15 protein-coding genes and 1 pseudogene are annotated in these 24,533 nt (G+C 46.8%); 13 read left to right on the forward strand and 3 right to left on the reverse strand.

Translation table 11 applies throughout. The features are described from left to right. Positions 1–48 precede the first annotated feature (48 nt). From BCT49_RS14760 to BCT49_RS14770, 3 genes are all read left to right on the forward strand, one after another. Entirely contained in the window at positions 49–1,560 is a 1,512-nt protein-coding gene (locus tag BCT49_RS14760; protein WP_102436193.1) for an ABC transporter substrate-binding protein, read from the forward strand. A gap of 4 nt (positions 1,561–1,564) precedes the next feature. Then, a complete protein-coding gene (locus BCT49_RS14765) occupies positions 1,565–3,301 on the forward strand; it encodes an ABC transporter permease subunit (protein WP_102436195.1) in 1,737 nt (578 codons plus the stop codon). A gap of 160 nt (positions 3,302–3,461) precedes the next feature. Continuing rightward, entirely contained in the window at positions 3,462–3,704 is a 243-nt protein-coding gene (locus BCT49_RS14770; RefSeq protein ID WP_102436197.1) for a hypothetical protein, read from the forward strand. 120 nt (positions 3,705–3,824) lie between these two features. Here BCT49_RS14770 and BCT49_RS14775 read toward each other — a convergent pair whose 3' ends face one another. The 3 genes from BCT49_RS14775 to BCT49_RS14790 form a co-directional block, all read right to left on the reverse strand. Continuing rightward, positions 3,825–6,680, reverse strand: a complete 2,856-nt coding sequence (locus BCT49_RS14775) for an FAD-binding and (Fe-S)-binding domain-containing protein (protein ID WP_102436199.1) — start codon at positions 6,678–6,680, stop codon at positions 3,825–3,827. A gap of 441 nt (positions 6,681–7,121) precedes the next feature. Then, entirely contained in the window at positions 7,122–8,261 is a 1,140-nt protein-coding gene (gene lldD, locus BCT49_RS14785; RefSeq protein WP_010432610.1) for an FMN-dependent L-lactate dehydrogenase LldD, read from the reverse strand. A gap of 273 nt (positions 8,262–8,534) precedes the next feature. Next, positions 8,535–10,241, reverse strand: coding sequence for an L-lactate permease (locus BCT49_RS14790; RefSeq protein WP_102436201.1), 1,707 nt, complete (start codon positions 10,239–10,241; stop codon positions 8,535–8,537). Between the two features lie 234 nt (positions 10,242–10,475). Here BCT49_RS14790 and BCT49_RS14795 point away from each other — a divergent pair. The 10 genes and pseudogenes from BCT49_RS14795 (at position 10,476) to BCT49_RS14845 (ending at position 24,509) form a co-directional block, all read left to right on the forward strand. Continuing rightward, positions 10,476–11,382, forward strand: a pseudogene (locus BCT49_RS14795) (LysR family transcriptional regulator). A gap of 11 nt (positions 11,383–11,393) precedes the next feature. After that, entirely contained in the window at positions 11,394–13,454 is a 2,061-nt protein-coding gene (locus BCT49_RS14800) for a prolyl oligopeptidase family serine peptidase (protein ID WP_102436203.1), read from the forward strand. Between the two features lie 374 nt (positions 13,455–13,828). Continuing rightward, positions 13,829–15,118 (forward strand): carbohydrate porin, encoded by a 1,290-nt coding sequence (locus BCT49_RS14810; RefSeq protein ID WP_102436205.1) that lies wholly within the window; start codon positions 13,829–13,831, stop codon positions 15,116–15,118. 241 nt (positions 15,119–15,359) lie between these two features. Next, a complete protein-coding gene (locus tag BCT49_RS14815; protein ID WP_102436207.1) occupies positions 15,360–17,378 on the forward strand; it encodes a methyl-accepting chemotaxis protein in 2,019 nt (672 codons plus the stop codon). Between the two features lie 449 nt (positions 17,379–17,827). After that, on the forward strand, positions 17,828–18,835 hold the full coding sequence (locus BCT49_RS14820; protein ID WP_102436209.1) for a LacI family DNA-binding transcriptional regulator: 1,008 nt from the start codon (positions 17,828–17,830) through the stop codon (positions 18,833–18,835). Positions 18,836–18,853: 18 nt separating this feature from the next. Next, positions 18,854–20,101 (forward strand): ABC transporter substrate-binding protein, encoded by a 1,248-nt coding sequence (locus BCT49_RS14825; RefSeq protein WP_102436211.1) that lies wholly within the window; start codon positions 18,854–18,856, stop codon positions 20,099–20,101. 68 nt (positions 20,102–20,169) lie between these two features. Then, positions 20,170–21,156, forward strand: coding sequence for a carbohydrate ABC transporter permease (locus BCT49_RS14830; protein WP_102436213.1), 987 nt, complete (start codon positions 20,170–20,172; stop codon positions 21,154–21,156). Positions 21,157–21,202: 46 nt separating this feature from the next. After that, positions 21,203–22,051 (forward strand): carbohydrate ABC transporter permease, encoded by an 849-nt coding sequence (locus BCT49_RS14835; RefSeq protein ID WP_017077012.1) that lies wholly within the window; start codon positions 21,203–21,205, stop codon positions 22,049–22,051. Positions 22,052–22,068: 17 nt separating this feature from the next. After that, positions 22,069–23,418, forward strand: coding sequence for a GH1 family beta-glucosidase (locus tag BCT49_RS14840; RefSeq protein WP_102436215.1), 1,350 nt, complete (start codon positions 22,069–22,071; stop codon positions 23,416–23,418). After that, positions 23,418–24,509: an ABC transporter ATP-binding protein gene (locus BCT49_RS14845; RefSeq protein ID WP_102436217.1), complete on the forward strand. Its 1,092-nt coding sequence runs from the start codon at positions 23,418–23,420 to the stop codon at positions 24,507–24,509. Before BCT49_RS14840 ends, BCT49_RS14845 begins: the two co-directional genes overlap by 1 nt. Positions 24,510–24,533: the final 24 nt, after the last annotated feature.

Below are 24,533 nucleotides of genomic sequence, written 5' to 3' on the forward strand. Positions count from 1 at the left end.
ACAAAATACAGTTTATCAACGAAGCACAGCTTACAGAGAAAAATAACTATGCGTTTTAATTCAATCAAACTGGCTTGCGCTCTAGCGCTGGCTCTACCTTTGACGGGCTGTTTTGACTCTCAACCAGAGTCGAGCGAAGCTGCGGTCAAATCTGAAATTCGTGTTGCGATGATGCAGCCACCAAGAACAGGTCTATCGCCACTTTCTGATGACGCTTTCAAACTATCGCGTTGGAGCACGGCTGAAACGCTAGTGAACTTGAGCCCAACTTCAGAAGCTCAACCAATGCTAGCGACGGATTGGAAACACGTTGATCCACTGACTTGGCAATTCACGGTTCGCCAAGGTGTTAAATTTCATGATGGCTCTACATTAACGGCAGAGTCTGTTGTGAACTCACTACAGAAAGCGCTGGAAGCGGCACCTAAGCCACGCATTCTAGATGGTGTAGATCTAGAAGTGAAAGCGATGGACAACTACCGCGTAGAGATCAAAACCAGCTTTGATGACCCTCTTCTACCAAGCCGTTTATCAAGCCCTCAATTAGCGATCCTAGCAGCAAGCGCGTACCAAGAAGATGGTCGAGTTAGTCCAATGGGTGCAGGTACAGGTCCGTTTGAGTTGACTGAAATCAACGGTACAACTAGCGCGAAACTAAAACGTTTCGATGGTTACTGGGGTGAAAAAGCGCAAGTTGAATCTGTAATTGCAGAATACGTTCCTAACGGTTTTGCTCGTGCTGCAGCTCTAAGAACGGGTACGGCTGACATTGTTGAAGCTGTGCCAGTTTCACAAATCGCGACCATTGATCCGAACCTGCTTTACGAAGTAGCAATGCCTCGTACCAACACGCTTTACTTAAACAATAAGTCAGGTGTATTTAGCGATATTGAACTACGCAAAGTCGCGGCTGCTGCGGTAGACCGTGAACAAATCGTAAATACCGTTTATGAAAACCACGCGGACATCGCGCAAGGTCTATTAGGTCCTGCACTTGCTTGGGCTGAGCCGATCCGACCTGAAGGTCAAGCAATCGACAAAACGCTAAAAGCAAACGGTGAAAGCATTGTTATCGGTACCTTTACCGACCGTGCTGAGCTTCCAGAAGTGGCAGCACTACTTAAACAACAACTTGAAGCAGCTGGTTTCAAAGTTGAGCTGGATATTCGTGAATACGCTCAGATTGAAAACGATGCATTGTCAGGCAAGTTTGATGCGTTCATCCTTTCTCGTGCAACGGTTCTAGATTCTGGTGACCCAGTGGCTTACATGATGAGTGACTTTGGCTGTAAGGGTTCATTCAACCTTGGTCAATTCTGTTCTCAAGAGGTAGACCAAGCACTGACTCATGCTGACTTACAACCACTAGGTGCGCAGCGTCAGCAAGCGATCATCGAAGCTGAGCAAAAAATATTGAACGACTTTGCTGCGATTCCACTGCTTCACGAACGTGTGATTCAAGGTGAAAGCGAGCGCGTGAGCAATGTGGTTCGTGACCCAAGTGAACGTCGCTTGGTTGACCAAACTACACAAGTCAAAAAAGCGAAACAGGCTAACTAAATAGATGCTATCTGCTGAGACTCTGCGTCGAACCTTATTTCTCTTGACGCCTTGGCTATCAAGAATCGCCTCACTGATTGTGGTGGTGATTCTTGTTGGCTTGATGCCTGACATTGCAGGCATCGACCCAAGCCAATCCATTCTGCGTGCGCGAGCGGGGCAACAGCACCTGCTTACGCCTGAAGCTTTAGCAGCGGTACGAGCTGATCTTCAGCTTGACCGTTCGGCGAGCGAGCGCCTGATTGACTGGATAGGAAGTGCCTTTTCGGGTGATCTAGGTAAATCATGGATTGATGGCTCTTCGGTTGCATTAGGCATTCAAAAAACAGCGTCTACATCTCTGTTTTTGATGTCTAGCGCGCTTGTGATGACTTTCGTGCTGTGCGGTGCAGGCTTATTGGCTACCTTGCGCAGTTGGAAGAAGGGCAAATTGGGGCAGAGTTACAGCAGTTTAAGCACCGTATTAATATCCTTGTCAGAGTATGTGGTGGCTTCGGTATTAATATTGGTGTTCTCAATCTGGTTAGGTTGGCTACCACCGTATGGTTGGCAAGGCTGGCAAGATATCTGGCTACCGAGTTTAGCACTCGCACTGCCTGCTAGCGGCTTGTTTAGTCGCCTACTCAGAGACAGTTTACAACGCGTTTTAAATGAACCTTGGGTGATCACTTGGCTCAGTGCCAACGTTCACTCCAATCAAATTATTCGCTTTGCGCTGAAAAGAGCGCTGAGCAGTCTGATCCCGCAAATCGCGATGATCGTGATTGGTTTAACCGGTGGCGCGGTTGCGGTTGAGCTTATCTTCTCGATTCCGGGTATCGGGCGCATGATACTTGGTGCTGCGAAGGCGCAAGACTTGCCGATGCTGCAAGGCGGCCTGTTGGTATTGCTGCTGTTTTCAATTGCCGTGAGCAGCATGAGCTTGTTTGTTCAACAGCTGATTCTGGGTCACAGCCTGAAAAGCGGTAAGCTGATTAGTAGTCACTCTTCGTTTCGTTTTACACAAAGCCGCACCAAGCGTGCTGTTGCTTTTTCAATATTTTCATTCTTAATCGCTATCGTGGTTTGGGCTGCATTTCGCGACCCATACACCAGTCAATTTGCTCGCTTAGCGGATCCAAGTTGGCAAGCACCATTGGGTGCGGATGGCATTGGTCGAGATCTGTTAGCGAGAATCGGTTCTGGTATGGTTTCGACCTTCCAAGCCGGTATCTTGGCGACGTTTTTGAGTTTGGTGACAGGCATCATCATGGGTTTCAATACCCGCTTTAGCCAAGGCCTTATCGAGATAACTAAGGGTATCCCTTACATCATTGCAGGCCTGTTGGTTGCGGGCTTAACGGGCATGAATCCGAACAGTGCATTAATCGCGATTGTATTGGTATCTTGGGCGCCATTAGCGGCGCATTGCTCAAGCTTGATAGTGGAAGCGAAGGCTCAGCCTTATACTCATCTCGCACCGTTGTGGGGAACGAGCAAGCTTAGAATTTTCCGTTTTTATCTGCTGCCTTACGTGTTGCCACCGCTACTAAGACACGCAATGTTGAGGCTGCCAGTGATAACACTGAGCCTGACCTCACTGAGCTTCATCGGTTTAGGTGCTAAGCCACCTGAACCTGAGTGGGGTTTGATGATTGCAGAGAACCTGCCTTACATCGAGCGCGCACCATTGGCAGTAATGGGGCCAATCATTGGGCTGATTCTGTTAGGCGCGGCTATTAACATGATGTTTGATGATTAACGAAAAAGAACAGGCTGCGTAAGTTTTCGACGTGCTATTCGATTGAGTGTTCGATTTGCTTTTTATGTTGTAACCTTAAGCCTGTTTTTTAGAATTGGCTTTCGGATCGGTTGTCGATCGGTTTTTAGCCTAGTTAAGTGTTCAGCGTTAAGGATTCAACATGTATCTCGTTTTGTATTGCCACAATATTGGTATGACCGATTTTTCCTTCTTTGAAACAGAAGATTTCGACAAAGAAGATGGCTATATCGTACGAGGTAAATGGCCTAACGAGAAAGCGTTTCGTGACTACTTAACTAAAGAGTTTGGTGACATGAGCGAATTTAAAGTGATCGACTTAATCGCCAAAGGTGCTGAAGCAGAACACTACTCACCAGAAGAGTTGATGAGCTTATCTCTCTAACTGTCAGCTCGTAACAACTAGCTAAATAACGTGTTATCAAACGAATAAAGAAATGGCAGCCTGATTGGGCTGCCATTTTTCGTTTTAAGCTAGAGCGCATCGCTCGGAGTAAGCGTGAAGCTATTGCGCCACCTCGTCAACCAAGTACAAGATTGATTGATACGGAATGCCACTGTGGTGTGATAAACCGATCTCACAGGTTCGGCTGTTGCTGAATCCGCGAGTACAGTTGCTCGGCACTTGTTCTTTGAGTGGGTGTACCGCAGCCTCATTCAGCTCTGGCGTAGTAAAACCTTTATCACCCGCCCAACCACAACATTGAATATGCTCAGGAACGATGACCTCTTCGGTACAGGCTTTAGCAAGGCTCAACATCGCGCCTTCCAAACCCATTCGACGAGAGCTACAAGTCACATGCAGCATCACGGTTTCTTGCAGTGGCTCAAGCGTCAGGTGTTCAAGAAGGTATTGGTTTACAAACCCTGTAGGCTCTAATACCTCTAACGGCTTGGTGAACTGCTCAATACTGCGTTTGGCGCACGGACTGGTGTCCATTAGTACTGGGTATTCACCTTGACGACTGGCTTGCCATAGCACTTCTTCCAACTGCTGAGCCTTCGATTGAGCTAAGTCGGTCATTCCTTTGCTGTCGTAAGGCATACCACAACATTGGTCGTCGAGCTTCTTCGGAAGAATAACCTCAAATCCAGCCTTGTTGAGTAAAGACATGGTTACTTCAGTCAGAGGACGCTGATCGCCTGCATCGCTTTGCTGTCCCATGGTTCGACTAGCACACGAAGGCAGGTAAACCACCTTCTTATGATTGTTTGAATTTTCTGCCGTCATTGGAGAAGAGGTTAGTGTATGGCTGTTGGACTGTGGCATTTCTGGCATCCAAACGGGTGTCGCACCTTTAGTCATCGAGCGCAAGCCATTGGTTAGCTTACCGACTGTGTTTGCGCCTAATACTTTGCTCGCCACTTGATTGGTTTTGAGGCCAGCCTTGGTCAGCTTAGTGGTGGTCGAGAAATGATCCGCTGTCCACTTTGCGATTGGCGTAAATTTCTCGTACTTGGCAACACGAAGCTTCTTAATCAAGTCACCAGTGTTGATGCCTACTGGGCAACGCTCGGCACACAGGCCCGTTGCGGCGCAGGTATCAATACCTTGATATTCAAAAGTCTTCTCTAGCTCGCTTGCTTCTATTTCTTCGCCCGCAGCGCGGCGGCGTTGCAGTTCTCGGTAGAGAACAATGCGTTGGCGTGGTGATAGAGTCAGCGTACGAGACGGACAAACAGGCTCGCAAAATCCACACTCAATGCAGCGGTCGACAAGGTCATCGGCAGCAGGCATTGGCTTCAGGTTTGTTATGTGTGAATTCGGATTGTCGTTAATAATAACGCCGGGGTTGAGCAGTCTTTCTGGGTCAAACAGCGCTTTGATCTGTTGCATCAAGGCGTAGCCATCTTTTCCCCATTCCAACTCCACATAAGGCGCCATGTTACGACCAGTACCATGCTCTGCTTTCAGAGAACCTTGGTATTTCACCGCAACTAGTTCGGCAACGTCATCCATGAAACCGCCGTAGCGATCGATTTCTGTTTGGCTGTCGAAGCCTTGAGTAAATACAAAGTGCAGGTTGCCTTCGAGGGCGTGACCAAAAATGATCGCTTCACTGTATTCGTATTTATCGAACAACTCTTGCAGCTCTCGAATACCATTAGCAAGGCTTTCGACAGGGAAAGCCACGTCTTCAATGATAACGGTCGTACCGACTTCACGAACGGCTCCAACGGCAGGGAACATGCCTTTTCGAATGCCCCATAGAGTCGCGACTGTCTTTGGATCGGAAGTGAAAGGAACCGATTCAACAATCGTGTATTCAGTTAATGCGTCCAAAATTGATTTACATTGTAAATCTAAGTCCAGCTGGGAGCTGGCGTGTGATTCAACCAAAATAGCTGCGGCTTCTAAATCCAAGCTTGGCATAAATGCAGGCATACCTGGTTTATCAGCCACTGAACGCAGTGCTCTGCCATCCATCAATTCAACCGCAGCAACCGGTGTTTTTGATAGCGTAGTCACGGCTTTACTTGCTTGTTCGATGTCGGCAAACACCAGCAGCGCCGAAGCTTTGTTTGGGTGTTCGATAACCGTGTTGTAGGTAATCTCAGCGATGAAGCCTAGCGTGCCTTCAGAGCCAATCATCAGGTGTTTGATGATCTCAATTGGGTCGTGGTAATCGACCAAGGCATTAAGCGCGTAGCCCGTGGTATTTTTGAGGCGGTACTTATGGCGGATTCTGTCTGCCAGTTCTTGATTCGAGCTAGTCTGTCTGTGTAAATCAACAATGCCTTCAAACAGCGCTTTGTGTGATTGCTTGAAAGCCTCAACGTTGGCGTTATCAGCCGTATCAAGTAGGGAGCCATCACTCAATACGATTTTCATGCTCTCGACGGTGCGATACGAGTTTTGTGCAGTACCACAACACATCCCGCTGGCGTTGTTCGCCGCGATACCACCGATTTTACAGGTATTGATAGAGGCTGGGTCTGGGCCGATTTTACGTTGGAAGGGGGCGAGGTATTTGTTGGCATCAGCACCAATCACACCGGGTTGCAGGATGATCTGATTGCCGTTATCGACAATCTCGTGGCCACGCCAGTCGTCGGTTAGAGTGATGAGTACCGAGTCTGAAACCGCTTGCCCTGAAAGGCTGGTGCCAGCGGCGCGAAAGGTAAAATGAATACCCAGTTCACGACAGCTTTGAATGGTGAATATGATTTCGTCTAAGTTCTTAAGCCTTAGAACCATTTTCGGCACCAAGCGATAAAAACTCGCATCGGTGCCGTAAGCCAAGCGCTTTGCCTCTTGAGTGACAATGCGTTCCGTTTCTATTTTTTGAGCCAGTATTGCTTCAAGCTGCTGATAAGCTTGTGCGTCTATTACTCGCTCATGGGATGTGTTTGTCTCCATCTTTGCTTCCTTGTGCTTCTTATTTGGCACTGATTAGGGCGTGTTGATCTTTCGTGGTTAAATTTTGTTCGAATGGGGACGCCTAGTCAAAAGCGTTTTAATCGCGGCGAGGGGGAAGTAGCCTAGTCACTCTAAGCAAATCCCCCTCAACAAAGAGTAAAACGCTTTTAGCCGAACCCTTCGGGCAGCGTTTGCTGGCCATTTCTACTACGTTATCGGCTTCTCATGTAGGCTAGCTACACATCGACGCCTCTGCCTTGTATAAATACCCAGCAACTCGCTGCAAAAATCAGCTCGAAAGATCAACACGCCCTAGCTTTTATTTTATTTTCCAGTGCTTAAACGGTGTCACAACGGCAGTGGAATTGTTGTGACACCGATTGAACTTCAGTCTAAGTAGACCAAAGCATTAGTCCGAATCTGAGCCTGAGTCGTGGCCGATTAATCTAGCCCTACCAGAGATTCACGAGTTAAGTCTTTGATTGTTTTGGCGCCAGTTAATGTCATGGCAACGCGCATCTCTTTGTCGTACAGGTCGAGTAGGTTTTCAACGCCTGCTTGTCCTTGCGCCGCTAACGCGTAGACGAATGAGCGGCCAAGCAAAGTACAGTCTGCGCCCATCGCCATCATGCGAACCACATCTAAGCCAGTACGAATGCCAGAGTCGACCAGAATCTTAGTGTCGCCTTTTACTGCATCTGCAATTGCAGGCAGTGCTTTAGCGCTTGATAGAACACCATCAAGCTGACGACCACCGTGGTTTGAAACTACGATACCGTCTGCACCAAATCTCACGGCGTCTTTTGCATCTTCTTCATCAAGAATGCCTTTGATGACCATTGGGCCATCCCAGAAATCACGGATCCACTCTAGGTCTTTCCATGAAATCGACGGGTCGAAGTTGTCACCCAACCAACCGATGTAGTCTTCCAGTTTAGTTGGAGAACCTCGGTAAGTAGAGATATTGCCAAGGTCGTGCGGTTTACCCAATAGGCCAACATCAACTGCCCAGCTAGGATGACGCATAGATTGGAATACACGACGTATTGCTGCATTTGGACCGCTCATTCCTGAGTGCATGTCACGGTAGCGAGCGCCAGGTACAGGCATGTCTACCGTAAAGACCAGTGTTGTGACGCCAGCCGCTTTTGCTCGTTCCAATACGTTCTTCATGAAGCCACGATCTTTTAGCACGTAAAGTTGGAACCACATTGGGCGCTCAATCTTAGGGGCGACTTCTTCAATCGGGCATACCGATACGGTCGACATCGTAAAAGGGATGCCCTTGTTGTCTGCAGCTTTAGCCGCTTGTACTTCGCCACGTCGTGCGTACATGCCTGTTAGTCCAACCGGAGCTAAGGCAATCGGCATCGCCAGCTTTTCGCCAAACAATTCGGTTTCCAAATTTAGGTCCGACATGTCATTAAGTACACGCTGCTTGAGTGCGATCTCTGCAAGATCGGCCGTGTTGCGGCGTAGGGTATGTTCTCCGTAAGAACCGCCGTCAATGTAGTGAAAAAGAAACGGTGGTAATTTTGCTTTTGCTGCGGCGCGGTAATCAGTCGATGCGGATATGATCATAATTTCAGTCCTAAATTCTTGGGATGTTGCCCTTCTATGAGAGCTTGGCTTGGGCTGCTTTAATTCTTGAAAAGTAAGTGTTCTGTCTTTCTTTCGCTTTGAAACAAATAAGCTGTAAAACTGTAAAACTGTAAAACGGGAAAATGGCGTTAATACCCGAGGGTGTTGATGTGTTTTAGTATCCATTCCGAAACTCATCAACTGTCTTATTAGACGGTGTTGCAGTCGGGGAATTGAGTATTAACGCCAAGTGCTTTTGTAACGACTTATGGTTTACATAAGTGCGTCTGTCATTTTGAAGCCGTAGATAACCACTAGGCCAATGATTCCTGTCATCACCAAGTAGTAGAACGTTGGGATGATTGTCTTACGTAGTGTTGCGCCTTCGCGTCCTAACAAGCCTACGGTTGCCGATGCGGCTACCACGTTGTGAATCGCAATCATGTTACCTGCTGCTGCACCAACGGCTTGCAGAGCAACAACCACAGCACTAGAGATCGACAGTGTTTGTGCTACTTCGAATTGGAATTGGCTGAACATCATGTTTGAAACGGTGTTCGAACCTGCAATGAAGGCACCTAACGCACCAACCGTTGCACTTAACGCTGGGAATGCGCCGCCAACTAGGTCAGCTGCAAAGTTTGCAGTGGTTACTGGCATACTTGCTAAATCAGCGCCGTTAACACCAGAGTTAATGAAGATACGTACCATTGGGATGGTGAACACCAACACAAAGCCAGCACCTATCAGAGTCTTGCTCGATTCCCCAAACGCTTTAGATAGTGGAGCTGCGCTGCGTGATTGCATTAGAACAGCAACCAGTGCGACGAATACCAAGATACCGCCAGGTAGATACAGAGGTTGAATCGCTGTGCTTACGCCTGTCTCGCCAAGGATGTTGCTGAAAGAAAGGCTAACGCTTTTAAGTAGGCCTTTGAATTCAGGGCTCACACGGCTAGCAACTAGAGTGACAGCGAGCAGCACGTAAGGCGCCCATGCCATCGCCATGCTCATTTTCTTATGACCTTGCTTACTGTTTGAATGAGTGTCATCAAGATCGATCTTCAAAGAACCTAGCCATTCTGCTGGCCACTTGTCTTCGCTTTCAAAGTCCCATTTTGATTTTGGTACTAGGAAGCCGCGTTTTGCTGCTGTTACAACAATCGCAAGGCCAACCAAACCACCAATCAGTGATGGGAACTCAGCACCTAGGAAAACACCTGTTAGTGCGTAAGGAATAGTGAAAGCAGCACCTGCGAACAGTGCGAACGGCAGGATATCAAGACCTTCAGTCCAGCTTTTGTTCTTACCGAAGAAGCGAGTCAGCATCATCGCCATCAATACAGGAATCATCACACCAACGCAGGCGTGGATGATCGCAACACTTGATGTGATCTGTTGTAGGTAAGCATCCCATGTTGAACCATTGGCAATCAGGCTTTCACCAATGTTGTGTGTATCTAAACCTTTGTTTACGCCAACAATGATAGGAGTACCAACTGCGCCGAACGATACTGGCGTAGATTGAATCATCATGCCCATCAGTACTGCGGCTAATGCTGGGAAGCCGATAGCAACCAACAATGGAGCGGCGATTGCAGCGGGTGTACCGAAGCCAGATGCACCTTCAATGAATGAACCAAAACACCAAGCGATGATGATCGCTTGTACACGACGGTCTGCTGATATGTCAGTAAAGCCGTTACGGATAGTGGTGATAGCTCCTGTGTGTTTCAAAGTGTTTAATAAGAAGATGGCGCCAAACACAATCCAGAGAACCGACACGGTAATGCCGAAGCCTTGGAATACAGAAGCTAACACGCGAGTGCCAGACATATCCCAAGCAAATAGGGCAATAGCAACGGTTAATGCAAATGCCACTGGCATCGCTTTTTTTGCTGGCCAGTTAAGGCCAACCAGCAGAATCGCTGCAACAACTATTGGCGAAAAGGCCAATAAAGCTAGTAGAGTTTCACTCATGGGTACTTCCTCGTACTGTTTTCAAACGTTCATGTTTGAAGTAAAGATCACGTTATGGTTTGTCGTCATTTGAATCGCTCTGGCCTCTAAACGGACACCTTATTTGGGCGACTCTTGTAATTGGAATGACTGTTTTTGTAATTGTTTTGTTAATTTGGCGTGAATTTACCCCTTTATTTTTTATTGATATAGGGAAATAATGAAAATAATTAATTCCAAAATTGGCATAATCAAATGCGAGCAGACGATTTGATCCTGTTTTCACAGGTAGTAGAACTGGGCAGTTTTAGTAAGGTGGCAGAGCAAAATAACCTTACAAATTCGGTAGTTAGTAAAAGGATTGCGCGATTAGAGGAAGAGATTGGCGTGCAATTATTATATCGAACTACGCGTAAATTGACCCTGACCGAGGCGGGCAAGGCAATGTTACACGGAGCCAAAAATGTGAAGCAGGCAGCCCAAGAGGCTATGGACGCAGTTTCAGGCTTTGGGGAAAATGTTAGTGGTCATATCAAAATGTCAGTGCCTACTATCTCCGGAGATTTGATTCTGGCAGACGCCGTTGCCGAGTTTTGTAATATGCACCCAGGTTTAACGGTCGATATGTCTTTGAACAATCGTTTTGTTGATTTGGTTGAGGATGGGTTGGACTTGGTCATTCGTACCGGTTACTTGGAAGACTCAAGCCTTATTGCTCGTCATATATTGGATTCACAATGGGTGGTGTGTGCCTCGCCCTCTTATATCGCCAAGAATGGTAAGCCGATGCTGCCTAAAGACTTGGTGAAGCACAACTGTTTGCAATACGCCTATCAAACAACGGGTGCCAGCGAGTGGCAGTTCTTGCATAGTAAGGATGGCTGTACCGACAACGACAAATACATCGTGCTCATTTTCTACCGACAACGCGACGGCATTAAGAAAAGCGGCGCTGGGCGGTCATGGGGTCGCGTACGTACCACGTTGTCTGGTTTATCACGATATTCGTAACGGCCAGCTGGTGGACATCTTTCCAGATTTGGTGGGTAAAAAGCTCGGTATTTATGCGGTGTACCCCTTTACTCGCCAGCCGCCAAACAAGATTAAGTTATTGATTGAACACATCAGAACGCGTTACCTGACGATTTCACATTATTTTTAATAAGGATCACGATGAGCTATTTAAAAGAGTATCAATATCCAATCACCAACAAACAGATCGTCAGCGATGACTATTTTGGTCAAAGAATCGAAGACCCATATCGCTGGTTAGAAGACGACAGAAGTGACGAAACCGGGCAGTGGGTGGCGAGCCAGAATGAAGTGACGTTTGATTACCTTGCTCAAATCCCGTATCGCGCAGAACTGCGAGAGCGATTGGCGAAAGCGCAAGACTACAAAAAGAGCTCGCAGCCGTTTGTGCGAGGGGATTACACCTATTTCTATAAGAATGATGGCCTGCAGAATCACAGCATTCTCTATCGTGAGAAAGAAGGCTCGCAGGTTGAAGTATTCCTAGATCCAAATACTTTCTCGGAAGATGGCACGACATCACTAGGTTCTGTGTCATTTTCGAAAGATTACAGCTTGGTGGCGTACAGCATTTCTGAGGGTGGTAGTGATTGGCGCAAGATTTTTGTTATCGATACCGAGACCAAACAACAGCTCGAAGCCGAAATCACTGACGCTAAATTTACCGGCATCTCTTGGTTAGGCAATCGCGGTTTCTATTACTCCAGCTACGACAAGCCTGACGGTAGCCAGCTTTCGGCTCGTACTGAACAACACAAGCTGTACTTCCATGAGTTGGGAACAGAACAAGCCAGCGACAAGGTGATCTTTGGTGAGAACAACGCCGATCAACACCGTTATGTATCGGGTTACACCACCGAAGACGACCGTTACTTGATCATCTTAGGTCAAGAGTCGACATCGGGTAATCGCCTGTTCTATATCGATTTAAACTCAGCAGAACAACAGCTCAATACGCTGATTGATCATGTGGATAGCGATACTTACCTGATCGATAACCAAGACGAAGTCTTCATCTTATACACCAACCTCGATGCGCCAAACGGCAAGGTGGTGAGCTTTGATACTCGCAGTCAACTGTGGCTCGATATCATTCCAGAAAAGCCACAGCCGTTAGATATCAGCACTGGCGGTGGTTACTTGTTTGTTCATTACATGGTGGATGTGGTGTCGAAAATTGAGCAGTTGGATTACCAAGGCAACTTAGTTCGTGAGATCCACTTACCAGGTATCGGAACGGCGAGTGGCTTAGGTGGAAAAAATGAGCAAACTGAGCTTTATTACACCTTTACCAACTATGTAACGCCGCCAACGATTTTCTCTTTCGATGTCGAATCAGGTAATTCTGAAACCTACCAACGCTCTGAAGCGCCGTTTGAGTCGGATCAATTTGAGTCTAAACAGGTCTTCTATACCTCGAAGGATGGCACTCAGGTTCCGATGCTTATCTCTTATAAGAAGGGATTAGTGTTCGATGGTAATAATCCAACCATGTTGTACGCCTATGGTGGTTTCAATGTCAGCCTAACGCCTTCTTTCTCTGGAACGGTTGGCAGTTGGTTAGAGCTAGGTGGTGTCTATGCGGTGCCGAACCTACGTGGTGGTGGCGAATATGGCAAAGCGTGGCATAAAGCGGGTACACAACAACAGAAGCAAAACGTATTTGATGACTTCATTGCCGCAGCCGAGTTCTTAATCGAAGAAAACTACACCAACAGCGATAAGTTAGCGATCCGCGGCGGTTCTAACGGCGGCTTGTTGGTTGGCGCTTGCATGACACAAAGGCCTGAGCTGTTCCAAGTGGCTTTACCTGCGGTTGGGGTGTTGGACATGTTGCGTTACCACACATTCACGTCTGGTGAAGGCTGGGCGTACGACTACGGCACGTCAGCGCAGAATAAAGAGATGTTTGAATACCTGCTTGGTTATTCTCCGGTTCATAATGTGGTGCGAGGCGTCGATTACCCAGCAACACTGGTTACGACAGCTGATCACGACGACCGTGTGGTGCCTGCGCACTCTTATAAGTTCATTGCAGAGCTGCAAGACAAGCATGAAGGTGGCGCGCCTGTGATGATTCGTATTGACGTAAATGCAGGGCATGGTGCTGGAATGCCATTGAGTAAAGCGATCGATCTCACTGCCGATATCTATGCGTTTACCCTGTTCAATATGGGGATAGCCTCTCTAGATTCATTTTAAATAATGGATTGATTCCAGAATATTGATACTTGAAGCTGAATAACTGACCTCAAAATCGCTCTTAGATTTTGAGGTTTTTCATATTTATGAAAACCAGTCAAAATTGCACCATATTTACCTCGCTCCACCACACTCTTTTCCGTGATAGACCCCGCCATTACTGATGAAATGAAAGCGATCTCAAGCCGTATTATTACGAATTTTTACGCCTATCTATCTGATTATAAATAAATAACTATATCTGGTGATAACTCTAAAAGTTTCATGGCTTTGAGGCTGATTTATCAGTGTGAACAGCAACCAACTTTTCAACGCTTTCATTGCTTAATATTTCCCTGTTCGATGAAAACTCAAAAAAATAATAGGGAATTACAATGCAAAAATTTAAGCTTTTGCCAATAACGGTCGCAGTGGCGGCTTCGCTTGCTTCACTCTCTTCTTTTGCTGCAGAAACGGATCTTGCCGCTCTAGAGCAACGAATCTTAGAGTTAGAATCTCAAGTTGGTGACATCAAGTATGTTGATGACCAACAACAGGCGGTTCTAACTGCAGAAACAAATGTGCCAGATGGCATTGTCTTCTCTGGTTACGCTCGTTACGGCGCTCACTACAAAAGTGGTGATGAGCGTTACGTAGACATTGGTACAACAGGTCGCTCTGTCGGTCGTTTAGGTAACGAAGCCAATGGTGGTGAGGTTCAGCTAGCGAAGCTTTTCGAAGCTGACAACGGCGCTATCTGGGACATCGTATTCATGGCTGACCACTGGGAAGCAGACGCTTGGGCTGACGACGGCGGCCTGAGCATGAAGAAAATGTACGCAGGTGTAACTAATGTATTTGAAAGCCAACCAGAACTTTACATGTGGGCTGGTCGCGACTTCCATCAACGTCCGCAACAAGGTTTGAACGATTACTTTTGGATGACACACGATGGTCAAGGCGCGGGCTTTAACAACTTAGATTTCGGCGGCGCGAAGCTAGATATGGGCTTTGTAGGTCAAGTGAAAGGCGGCCTTGTAAATGACAACGGCCGATACGCAATTACTTCTAAGCTTCATTCAATTAACGCGGGTATCGGTCAACTAGACCTATATGCGAACTATGGTTTTGCTTCAGATGAAGCAGACTCAGACGTAGCGGGTGATCCAAAAGTCAGTGATGAAACTGCATACCTTGTGGGTGCGACTCTTGGGCTAGGCGACTCTAACAAGTTGGTTGTTAAATACGGTGACGGTGCGGATTCATCAGTATACGACCTTAAGGGTGACTACCAAACTTTGTACGCAAGTGTTGAAGGTAGTTATGCAGCGACAGACAACTTCATCATCGATTACTTAGTGTCTTACAAAGACAACTCAGGCTCAGATCTAGACCGCGAGAACACGGAATACGCGGGTATCGTTCGTCCACAATACCAATGGGATGATGTTCATTCTACATGGTTAGAAGCGGGCTACGGCATGGTTGATTACGATGACGACGGTGAAGAGAACGCATGGAAAGTAACGCTTTCTCAAAACGTTTCTCTAGGTGGCTTACCTTGGAGCCGTCCAATGCTGCGCTTCTACACAACAGTGGGTGATGTAGAAACGAAAGGCAACACAGTGAAGACAACCAACGTTGATACATTGTCGTTCGGCGCAATGTTTGAAGCTTGGTGGTAATCACAAGATAGAAAGCGCAACGCTTTGAAACCGGCTATTTCAAAGAGCACATGTTGAAACTGGTATATATCCAAAGAACACATGTTGAGATAGCCAGACGTTCAAAGAGTACATGTTGAAATAGTTAGTAAATACTGTCCATTTTAGCCCTAAAGGCAGATTGATTAGGGCACGTTAAATAACTCCATTCTTGGGCACATTTTATGTGCCCTTTTTTTCGCCACTAGATCAAGGAATGACTATGAGACTTTCTTCCATCGTGTCTCGAGTTTATTTAGGTTTCTTCACGCTGATCGTGATCATGCTGGGTAGCGCATGGTTGAGTATTAGCAGCAACAAGAACATAACCTCACACATCGAAACCATAACTCAACAAGCAACCCCTTTAATGCTTCAATCTTCCACGCTTACTATCCGTTTTTTGGACATCAATCGAAGTTCAATTCCTTATTTATCAGCAGACTATGTTGATGAGCTAGAGCCACTAAAACAAGTCGTTGTGAATAACATCGAGCATTATCAGCAGCAATTGAATTGGTTTGAAGACAAAGGGACGGCAGGTTCTCCACTTGAATCCATACTCCAGAATATTGATGAAACGGGCGTTGCCACCATCGATAAGATTGACCAGACCTTAAACTTATACGTTTCTTATTTGGATACGAAAGATATCGGTTCGATGGAGCAGGCACAATTTCAATCGGTAGTGGGTCAACTCAATAATACCTTGGTGAATCAATTGGCGAGTGCGAGCTCAGATGCAACGCAAAAAGCGGTAGAAGCATTATTGGTTCAATTGAGTTTGATTGCTGCAGAAGCGAATGAAGCTTTCTCGCTGCAGACATCATCGGAAGTTCGCGGGGTAGAGCGACGTCTGCAAAGTCGTCACGAGCGATTTGAAGAAGCCATTACCAATTTGGAGGCGCAGGCTCCGGCTTTGGTGAGACGCAGCAAGCAATCTCTGTCGCTACTCGCGGCCCATGCCTTTTCAGCGCAAGGCTCAGTGTCTACGCACATGAAAACCGTTAAGTTGCATGAGTCGATAGCTGAACAGAGAGCTGAGATTGAACAGTCGATTGATGTGCAGTTGGGGTACTTCGACGAACTTTCTATGTACGCTGAAAGTACCGCAACCACTCTGTATCAAGAGTCGATGGCGTCATCCAATCAGGCCCTTGTGATGCAGGCTATCATTTCGGCAGCATCGGTTCTGATTGCGCTTTTGATTGGCGTAAACATCGCGAAAGGCATCCGAAAGCCAAGTCAACTTGTGCAAAGTACGCTAGACCAAGTGGCCAATAAAGACCTGAGTTCAACTGTTCAATATCAAGCCAATAATGAGTTTGGTTCAGTCAGTGCTAAGGTCAATTTGATGATCAGTCATCTCACTCTCATGATTGAAAATATGCGTCAATCATCGCTGCATTTAAAGGAGGCGTCTCTAGAGAATCAAAGCACCAGTGGCTCGTTACGTGAGGCAATGTTGGACCAAACCAATCAAACCGTGATGGTAGCCACAGCGATGGAACAGATCGAATGTTCCGTGACTGAAATAACTCAAGCGGCCAACCAAACTCTGACTCTGGTGACATCGGCTGTCACCAGTTCAAGCGCCGGACAACAAACCATGGGCAAGAATGTGGACCTAATGGGCGTTTTGGAAAGTAAGCTGGCAGAATCGACCACTACAATCGATAAGCTAGAGAAAGAGAGTGCGAGCATTGGGTCTATTCTTGATGTGATCTCCGGTATATCAGAACAAACGAACCTATTGGCATTGAACGCGGCCATTGAAGCTGCTCGCGCAGGTGAGCAAGGCCGAGGGTTCTCTGTGGTTGCTGATGAAGTTCGAGTGTTAGCCGCGAAAACCAATGCATCCACGCAAGAGATCCACCATAAAATTGAGCGGCTGCAAAACAGCTCTAAATTGGCCGTTGAACAAATCAATCAGTGCGTTACTGATATGGCGCAGTGCGTTGAGCAAACGGGCGAGGTTAATCAGTCCATATCGACCGTGTATGGCCTACTCAATGAAGTTGAACAAAGAAGCCATCAGATCGCAACGGCGACCACTGAGCATCAAGTTGTCGCGTCCCAAGTGACGCAAAGTATCAGCCAGATACATGAACTGGCGGAAGAAAACTCCCAGCGTTCACAGGTACTCTTTTCTCATGGTCAGCAATTAGAAATTATGTCGCAACAGCAATTCTCACTGACTCAAGAGTTTAAATTACCGAAGCCACCTGAGAGCAAGAGTTAGACATCTATTTGAGTTTTCACGCCCAGCTTTTTGCTGGGCGTTTTTGTATCGGGTTAATTGTGCACAAATGACAAAATGACAAATGAGAGCGACCATGAGATGAAATGTTCTCATACAATTTAGAAAGGCCATTGAAATAACAAGGTCACTTTCCCCGTGTATATTGCCGTCAGCTACGGGTTCATCATCAAATGACGTTTTCAAACAATGAATTTAGACAGGCTTGTTTGATCTGACAAACAAGTAATCGAGCGCCATCTTGATAACAGACACAATAATCTCATGAAATAGTTTCATGGCGTGAAGTGAATCTGTAAGCGCTTTCAAGATTTCCATATTCAGCATTTTTACCTCCAAGTTTAGTGTGATGACACTCACTCCAACCAAGACGCCTTTCTTTGATAATCGTTTTGTAAGCGGTTACAAGCTAATGAAGTATCGAGGTTTGAGTGGCAACAATTAAACACGTATCAGAACACGCAGGTGTATCTCAGGCGACGGTGTCTAGGGTCATTAATGGCACTAGCCGAGTCAGTCATGACAAGAAGCTAAAAGTAGAAAAAGCGATCAAGGAGTTAGGGTATCGCCCGAATTCGATTGCTCAGGCCTTGGCTTCGAGTCGAACTGGCAGCATTGGGATTGTTGTACCGGAATTGGGTGGCTCGTTTTACTCCGGCATCCTTCATTGTCTAGAAGAGAACCTACGCCGCTTTGGTTATCACGCCGTGGTAACCGCAGGTTCAAATACGGAACAAGGGCAGCGCGAGTCCGTGGAGTTTTTATTAGGTCGTCGAGTCGATGCCTTAATTCTTCATACCCAACTGCTCAGTGATGATTACTTAATTGAATTGGAAGAACAGGGGACCCCTGTGGTTTTGATTAACCGCTTCATCCCAGAAATGGCGATGAGTTGCATTGATATTGATAACGAAGTCGGGGGGCTACTCGCTACTCAATATCTATTGCAAAAGGGACATACAGATATCGCGTGTATTACCGGGCCATTAGATAAAGCAGATGCGAGGGGGCGTTTGCAAGGTTATCGAAAGGCGTTGGAAGAAGCGGGTGTGCCGTACGATGAAGCTTTGGTCTCAGAAGCAGGGTTTACTGAAGAGACTGGAGTGAGTGCCATGAAGAAGCTCATCAACCGTAAGTGTCGATTTACGGCGGTGTTTGCTTCGAACGATCACATGGCATTTGGCGCTTTCGAAGTGTTACACGAAGAAGGGCTCTCTGTACCTAGAGACGTTTCGTTGGTGGGCTTCGATAACACCATCTTCGCGCGTTATCTGACCCCTAGTTTGACCACCATTAATTTCCCAATTGAAGAGATGAGCATTGAAGCAGTGCAGCTCACTCTGCAAAAGCTAAAAAAAATAAAACATGACGTGAACTTTAAATTGCTGCCGACGTTGGTCACTAGAAACTCGGTATCGGATTTACCAGTTACCCTATAAAAATATTAAGGATAGAACATGAAATTTAAGACCTTAGCGCTTTCATGCGCGGTTGCTTTAGGATTAGGTACAACAGCTGCGAACGCAGCCGACAAAGAAATTCGTTTCGACGGTTTCCCTGATTTCGATAGCAGCCTGAAGGTATTACTGCCTGATTTCGAAAAGGAAACGGGTATCAAAGTTGATTACCTTATGAACAACCACGGTGACCACCACACGAAACTGACAACGAACCTTGCAACGGGTTCTGGTGCGGGTGATGTGATTGTTGTGGATGTCGAGAAAATTGGTCCATTCGTGGGTTCTGGTGGCCTAGTTAACCTGTCTGAAAACTACGGTGCAGATAAGTACGAAGAACGATTCGCACCTTATGCATGGGCACAAGGTAAAGGCGCTGATGGCAACATGTACGGTATTCCTGTGGATCTCGGTCCTGGTGTTATGTACTACCGCACTGATGTATTTGAAAAAGCAGGCATTGATGTAGAAGAAGCAATCAAAGATTGGGATTCATACATCGCCGCTGGTGAAAAACTGAAAGAGCAAAACGTCCAACTTATCGCTTCAGCAGCAGACGTTGCACAAGCGATTATCTTCACCACTGTTCCTGAAGGTGAAGGTCTTTATTTCGATAATGATGGCAACCCAGTTGTGACATCAGAGCGTTTTGTTCACGCTTTTGAAGTAGCAAAAGAGATCCGCGACAAAGGCTTAGACGGTCGTATTCTGGCTTGGTCTAACGAATGGTACGAAGGCTTCCGCAACGGCACATTTGCAACTCAACTTTCTGGCGCTTGGCTACTTGGTCACCTAAACAACTGGATTGCTCCTGAAACCAAAGGTAAGTGGGCAGTAGAAAACCTACCTGATGGTATCTACGGCAGCTGGGGCGGTTCATTCCTATCTATCCCAACTCAATCAGACAACCCAGATGAAGCTTGGGCTCTTATTGAATACATGACGACTGATCGTGACGTTCAGCTTAAGCACTTCGAAACGATTGCTGCTTTCCCTGCGAACGTAACAACGTATGACGATGAGTTGTTCCAAGAAGAGATGGAGTTCCTAGGCGGACAGAAAGCCCGTCTTCTCTTTGCAGAAGTTGCGCAAAACATCAAGCCAGTCTCTCCGGCTCAAGGCGACCACGTTGCACGTTCTATTATTCTAGAGAACGCATTGATGGAAGTGCTTGATGAAGGTAAAGACATCAAGACTGCGCTTGAAGAGGCAGAGCGTCTAATCAAGCGTCGTACGCGTAATCTTTAATTTGTTATTACTTTAAGTAAGTGAGGAAGCGTGGACACCGCGCTTCCTTTTTCTAAGAGGTCGTTACTATGAATCATGCAGCGAGCACAACGATAGAACCTTCGGAGCCAAGCCTTTTTTCTCGTCTAAATTTGAAAGCGCTTACACCGTATGGATTTCTTCTACCGTTTCTGATCATTTTCTCTGTATTTGGGGTCTTCCCGCTGTTGTTCTCTGTTTACCTGTCGTTCCATGAGTGGAACCCGGTAAAGGGCATGGATGCAATGCAGTTCGTTGGTTTTGAGAACTATCACATTGCCTTGACTGACCCATGGCTATGGCGTTCGTTGAAGAACACGCTTTGGCTAGCTGTTACATCGGGTGTGGCTCAACACCTAGTCGCTATTCCAGTGGCTTACATGTTGGTATCAATGGGTGACCGTATGCGTCACTGGCTAACATCGGCTTACTTCTTACCGTTTATTACTTCAACGGTCGCAGCGTCACTGATTTTCTTCAATATGTATTCTCCTAACTCAGGAATTATTAACCAAACGCTGATGGCACTGGCTGATAGCACGTTGTTTGGTTGGGCATTCGCTTGGGTAAATGATTTTCAACCAATCCGTTGGTTAGACGATGCCACTATGGTGAAGCCGTCTATCGCAATCATGGTTTTCTGGAAATACACCGGCTTTAACATCGTTCTTTACACCACAGGTTTAATGACGATTCCTAAAGACATTTTAGAAGCTGCACGTATGGATGGTGCCAATGCCTTCCGCCGCTTCTGGAACATTTCACTACCAATGATTCGTCCATTCATCTTCTTTGCTATCACGATGACCATCATCGGTAACCTGCAGATGTTTGAAGAACCGTTTGTACTCACGCGTGGTACTGGTGGTACTGGCCAGTCTGGTTTAACTATCTCGATGTACCTCTACAAAGTGGGCTGGGAATGGCTAGAAATGGGCACAGCATCCGCTATCTCATGGTTACTGTTTGCACTCATCGCGACTTGTACATTGGTTCAATTTTTACTCTTCGGTAAGAAAGGCTTAGGGGAACATTAAGATGTCGACATCAATTAAGACAAATACCTCACCACTAAGTGGACTGATGCCAAGCGAACGCAGCATGTACATTCTGACTAAGATCTTGATGGTCATGCTAGGCATCTTACTGGTTGTTTCAGCGTTAATTACCGTCTTTCCATTTGTATGGTCGGCACTGCTATCAACTCGTGACCGTTCTGAAATTTTCGGTACGGGCATTAGCTTTGCGATTGGTGATAGCTTGGCGATTAACTACGCCAAGTTGCTTGAAATCATGCCGTTTTGGAAAGCGATGTTTAACTCGATTTACGTGGCTTTCTTAGGCACCACCATCTCGCTGCTGTTTTGTAGCATGGGTGGTTACGCGTTTGCTGTGTTTAAGTTCCGCGGTAAGAACGTGTTGTTCGGCATGCTGGTTGGCTCAATGGCGATTCCGCCTGTGCTTAGCTTGATTCCTTACTTCATGATCGTGAAATTCTTAGGCTTGTTGGATAACCACATGGCGGTTTGGCTGCCATTCACTACGACACCATTTGGTATCTTTTTGATGCGTCAGCACGTGATTGCATCGATTCCAAAAGAGCTACTTGAAGCTGCGAAATTGGATGGCGCAGGTGAGTTCAGAACGTACTGGAGCGTGGTACTGCCACTGATGAAACCAGCACTCGCAACACTGGCTATCGTTCAGTTCGTTTTCTTCTGGAACATGTTTATGCAACCTCTCGTGGTGCTAAACAATCCAGATAACTATGTGATTACACAAGCACTACGAAGTGTTCAAGGCATTCCGAATACGCCATGGGGCGCGGTAATGCTAGGTACCACAATTTCTATTTTACCGCTCGTGATTACTTACTTGTTCGCATCGAAACAGATGATCAGTGGTTTAACGTCCGGCGCAGTTAAAGGTTAGGTTTAAGGGTTATAACAATGAATAAATATCAACTTCCAAGTGATTCAAAGTTACGCAGTAAGGAATTTGTATTCGGTGTCGCGACATCTTCATACCAAATTGAAGGCGGCGTTGAAGAGGGCGGTCGTACACCGTCAATCTGGGACACTTTCTGTAAGAAGCCGGGCAAGGTCGATAACGGTGACAATGGTGATGTGGCGTGTGATCACTACCATTTATGGCAACAAGATATCGAGATGATTCAAGGCTTAGGCGTTGATGCTTACCGTCTCTCTATTGCATGGCCACGTATCCTGCCGCAAGACGGCGTGGTGAATCAGCAAGGCCTAGAGTTTTACGGTCAGATCATCGATGAGTGTCATGCTCGTGGAATGAAGGTGTATGTGACGCTATATCACTGGGATCTACCGCAGTACCTTGAAGATAAAGGCGGCTGGCTAAACCGTGAAACGTCTTACAAATTCGCAGAATACGCAGAAGTGGTGAGCAAATACTTTGGTGACAACATCGATGTGTACACCACGCTCAATGAACCGTTTGTGTCTGCATTCCTAGGCTACCGCTGGGGCGAACACGCGCCAGGCATCAAGGGCGAAAAAGAGGGCTACCTAGCGTCTCACCACCTGATGTTGGCACACGGCTTGGCAATGCCGATTCTTCGTAACAATGCGCCTCATGCTAAGCACGGTGTGGTATTTAACGCGACGCCAGCTTACCCGCTGACGCCACAAGACCAAGCGGCAGCAGACTACTGCGAAGCTGAGAACTACCACTGGTTCATCGACCCAGTATTGAAAGGCGAGTACCCACAGCTAGTGGTTGAACGCCAAGCGATGAACATGCCGATGATCCTTGAAGGTGACTTAGACATCATCAGCGCACCAGTTGATTACATCGGTATCAACTACTACACACGCAATGTCGCTCGCTTCAATGAGAACGGCGATATTGAATCGGTGAAGCAAACTGAAGCTGAACACACTTACATCGGCTGGGAGATCAACCCACAAGGTTTAACCGATTTATTGGTAAGACTGGATGCTCGTTACGAAAATATGCCACCTATCTACATCACAGAGAACGGTGCTGCAGGCAACGACGAGCGTGTTAACGGGCAAGTGATGGACGAGCAACGAGTTCGCTATTTCCAAGGTCATATCGAAGCGGTTCACAACGCGGTTGAAGCGGGTGTGAAAGTCGACGGTTACTTCGCTTGGAGCCTGATGGATAACTTTGAGTGGGCATTCGGCTACTGCCAGCGTTTTGGCATTGTCCATGTCGACTACACCACCCAAGAAAGAACATTGAAACAGAGCGCAATTGCGTACCGAAACATGCTTCAAGAGCGCGCTGAGGAGAACAGATAATGGCTAAAGTAGAATTTAAGAACATCAAAAAATCATTCGGTGATGTTGAAGTCGTCAAAGAGTTTGATTTTACGGTTGAAGACGGTGAGTTCGTGGTTTTCCTTGGCCCATCTGGCTGTGGTAAATCGACAACGCTACGTATGCTTGCTGGCCTTGAGAGCATCAGCTCTGGAGACATCGTCGTTGGCGGCAAGCTGATGAATAAAGTCGACGCTAAAGATCGTGACTTGGCGATGGTATTCCAAAGCTACGCACTGTACCCGCACATGACGGTATACGAGAACATCGCCTTTGCGCTAAAACTGAAGGGCATGCCAAAAGCGGAAATCGACGTAGAAGTGCTAAAAGCAGCGAAAATGCTAGAGCTTGACCCTTTACTGAACCGTAAGCCGAAAGAGCTTTCTGGTGGTCAGCGTCAGCGTGTAGCAATGGGCCGTGCGATGGTTCGTACGCCTAAGGTTTTCTTGTTTGATGAGCCGCTGTCTAACCTAGATGCAAAACTTCGTGGCGTGATGCGTGAAGAGATCAAACACCTACACCGTGAACTAAAAACCACCACGATCTACGTAACCCACGATCAGATCGAAGCGATGACGCTGGCAGATCGCATCGTGATCCTGAAAGACGGTTATGTCGCTCAAGTTGGCACGCCAACTGAGGTGTTCCAGCGTCCTGCAAACAAGTTTGTCGCGCAATTCATTGGTAACCCATCAATGAACATGTTGGAAGCAAAACTGATTGAAAAAGAAGGCCAGTACTTCGTTGAAATCGGCGATGTTCATATCCCACTGCCTGAGCGTTTTAAGTCTCTGGCGTCTAAGAACCTAGCGCTGCATTTTGGTGTTCGTCCAACAGACATTCACCTACGTGCCGAGCAAGTTGACCACGACCGCGTACTGCCATTCCCTGTGAAAATCAAAGACAAGGAATTACTGGGCGCAAGCATCCTTCTGAAAACAGAAATTGGCGGTCAACCGCTGATGGTTGAAACCCAAGCGGCTGAAGTGGATGTAAAAGATCTGACGCTTTACTTGGATTTGGATGCTTTCCACCTGTTTGATGCTCTGAGTGAGAACTCGCTAGCGAGCTAGTCAGTCAATGCAAGTCTGCCATTG

Origin of the sequence: Vibrio lentus, assembly GCF_002875945.1 — a bacterium.
Taxonomy (GTDB): domain Bacteria; phylum Pseudomonadota; class Gammaproteobacteria; order Enterobacterales; family Vibrionaceae; genus Vibrio; species Vibrio apostichopi.

Excerpts from the sequence above, each read along its gene's own strand:
- BCT49_RS14815 (WP_102436207.1), top strand. The coding sequence starts at position 15,360 with ATGAGACTTTCTTCCATCGTGTCTCGAGTTTATTTAGGTTTCTTCACG.
- BCT49_RS14835 (WP_017077012.1), top strand. The coding sequence starts at position 21,203 with ATGCCAAGCGAACGCAGCATGTACATTCTGACTAAGATCTTGATGGTC.
- BCT49_RS14840 (WP_102436215.1), top strand. The coding sequence starts at position 22,069 with ATGAATAAATATCAACTTCCAAGTGATTCAAAGTTACGCAGTAAGGAA.
- BCT49_RS14790 (WP_102436201.1), bottom strand. The coding sequence starts at position 10,241 with ATGAGTGAAACTCTACTAGCTTTATTGGCCTTTTCGCCAATAGTTGTT.
- BCT49_RS14765 (WP_102436195.1), top strand. The coding sequence starts at position 1,565 with ATGCTATCTGCTGAGACTCTGCGTCGAACCTTATTTCTCTTGACGCCT.
- BCT49_RS14770 (WP_102436197.1), top strand. The coding sequence starts at position 3,462 with ATGTATCTCGTTTTGTATTGCCACAATATTGGTATGACCGATTTTTCC.
- BCT49_RS14775 (WP_102436199.1), bottom strand. The coding sequence starts at position 6,680 with ATGGAGACAAACACATCCCATGAGCGAGTAATAGACGCACAAGCTTAT.
- BCT49_RS14825 (WP_102436211.1), top strand. The coding sequence starts at position 18,854 with ATGAAATTTAAGACCTTAGCGCTTTCATGCGCGGTTGCTTTAGGATTA.
- lldD (WP_010432610.1), bottom strand. The coding sequence starts at position 8,261 with ATGATCATATCCGCATCGACTGATTACCGCGCCGCAGCAAAAGCAAAA.
- BCT49_RS14810 (WP_102436205.1), top strand. The coding sequence starts at position 13,829 with ATGCAAAAATTTAAGCTTTTGCCAATAACGGTCGCAGTGGCGGCTTCG.
- BCT49_RS14830 (WP_102436213.1), top strand. The coding sequence starts at position 20,170 with ATGAATCATGCAGCGAGCACAACGATAGAACCTTCGGAGCCAAGCCTT.
- BCT49_RS14845 (WP_102436217.1), top strand. The coding sequence starts at position 23,418 with ATGGCTAAAGTAGAATTTAAGAACATCAAAAAATCATTCGGTGATGTT.
- BCT49_RS14760 (WP_102436193.1), top strand. The coding sequence starts at position 49 with ATGCGTTTTAATTCAATCAAACTGGCTTGCGCTCTAGCGCTGGCTCTA.
- BCT49_RS14800 (WP_102436203.1), top strand. The coding sequence starts at position 11,394 with ATGAGCTATTTAAAAGAGTATCAATATCCAATCACCAACAAACAGATC.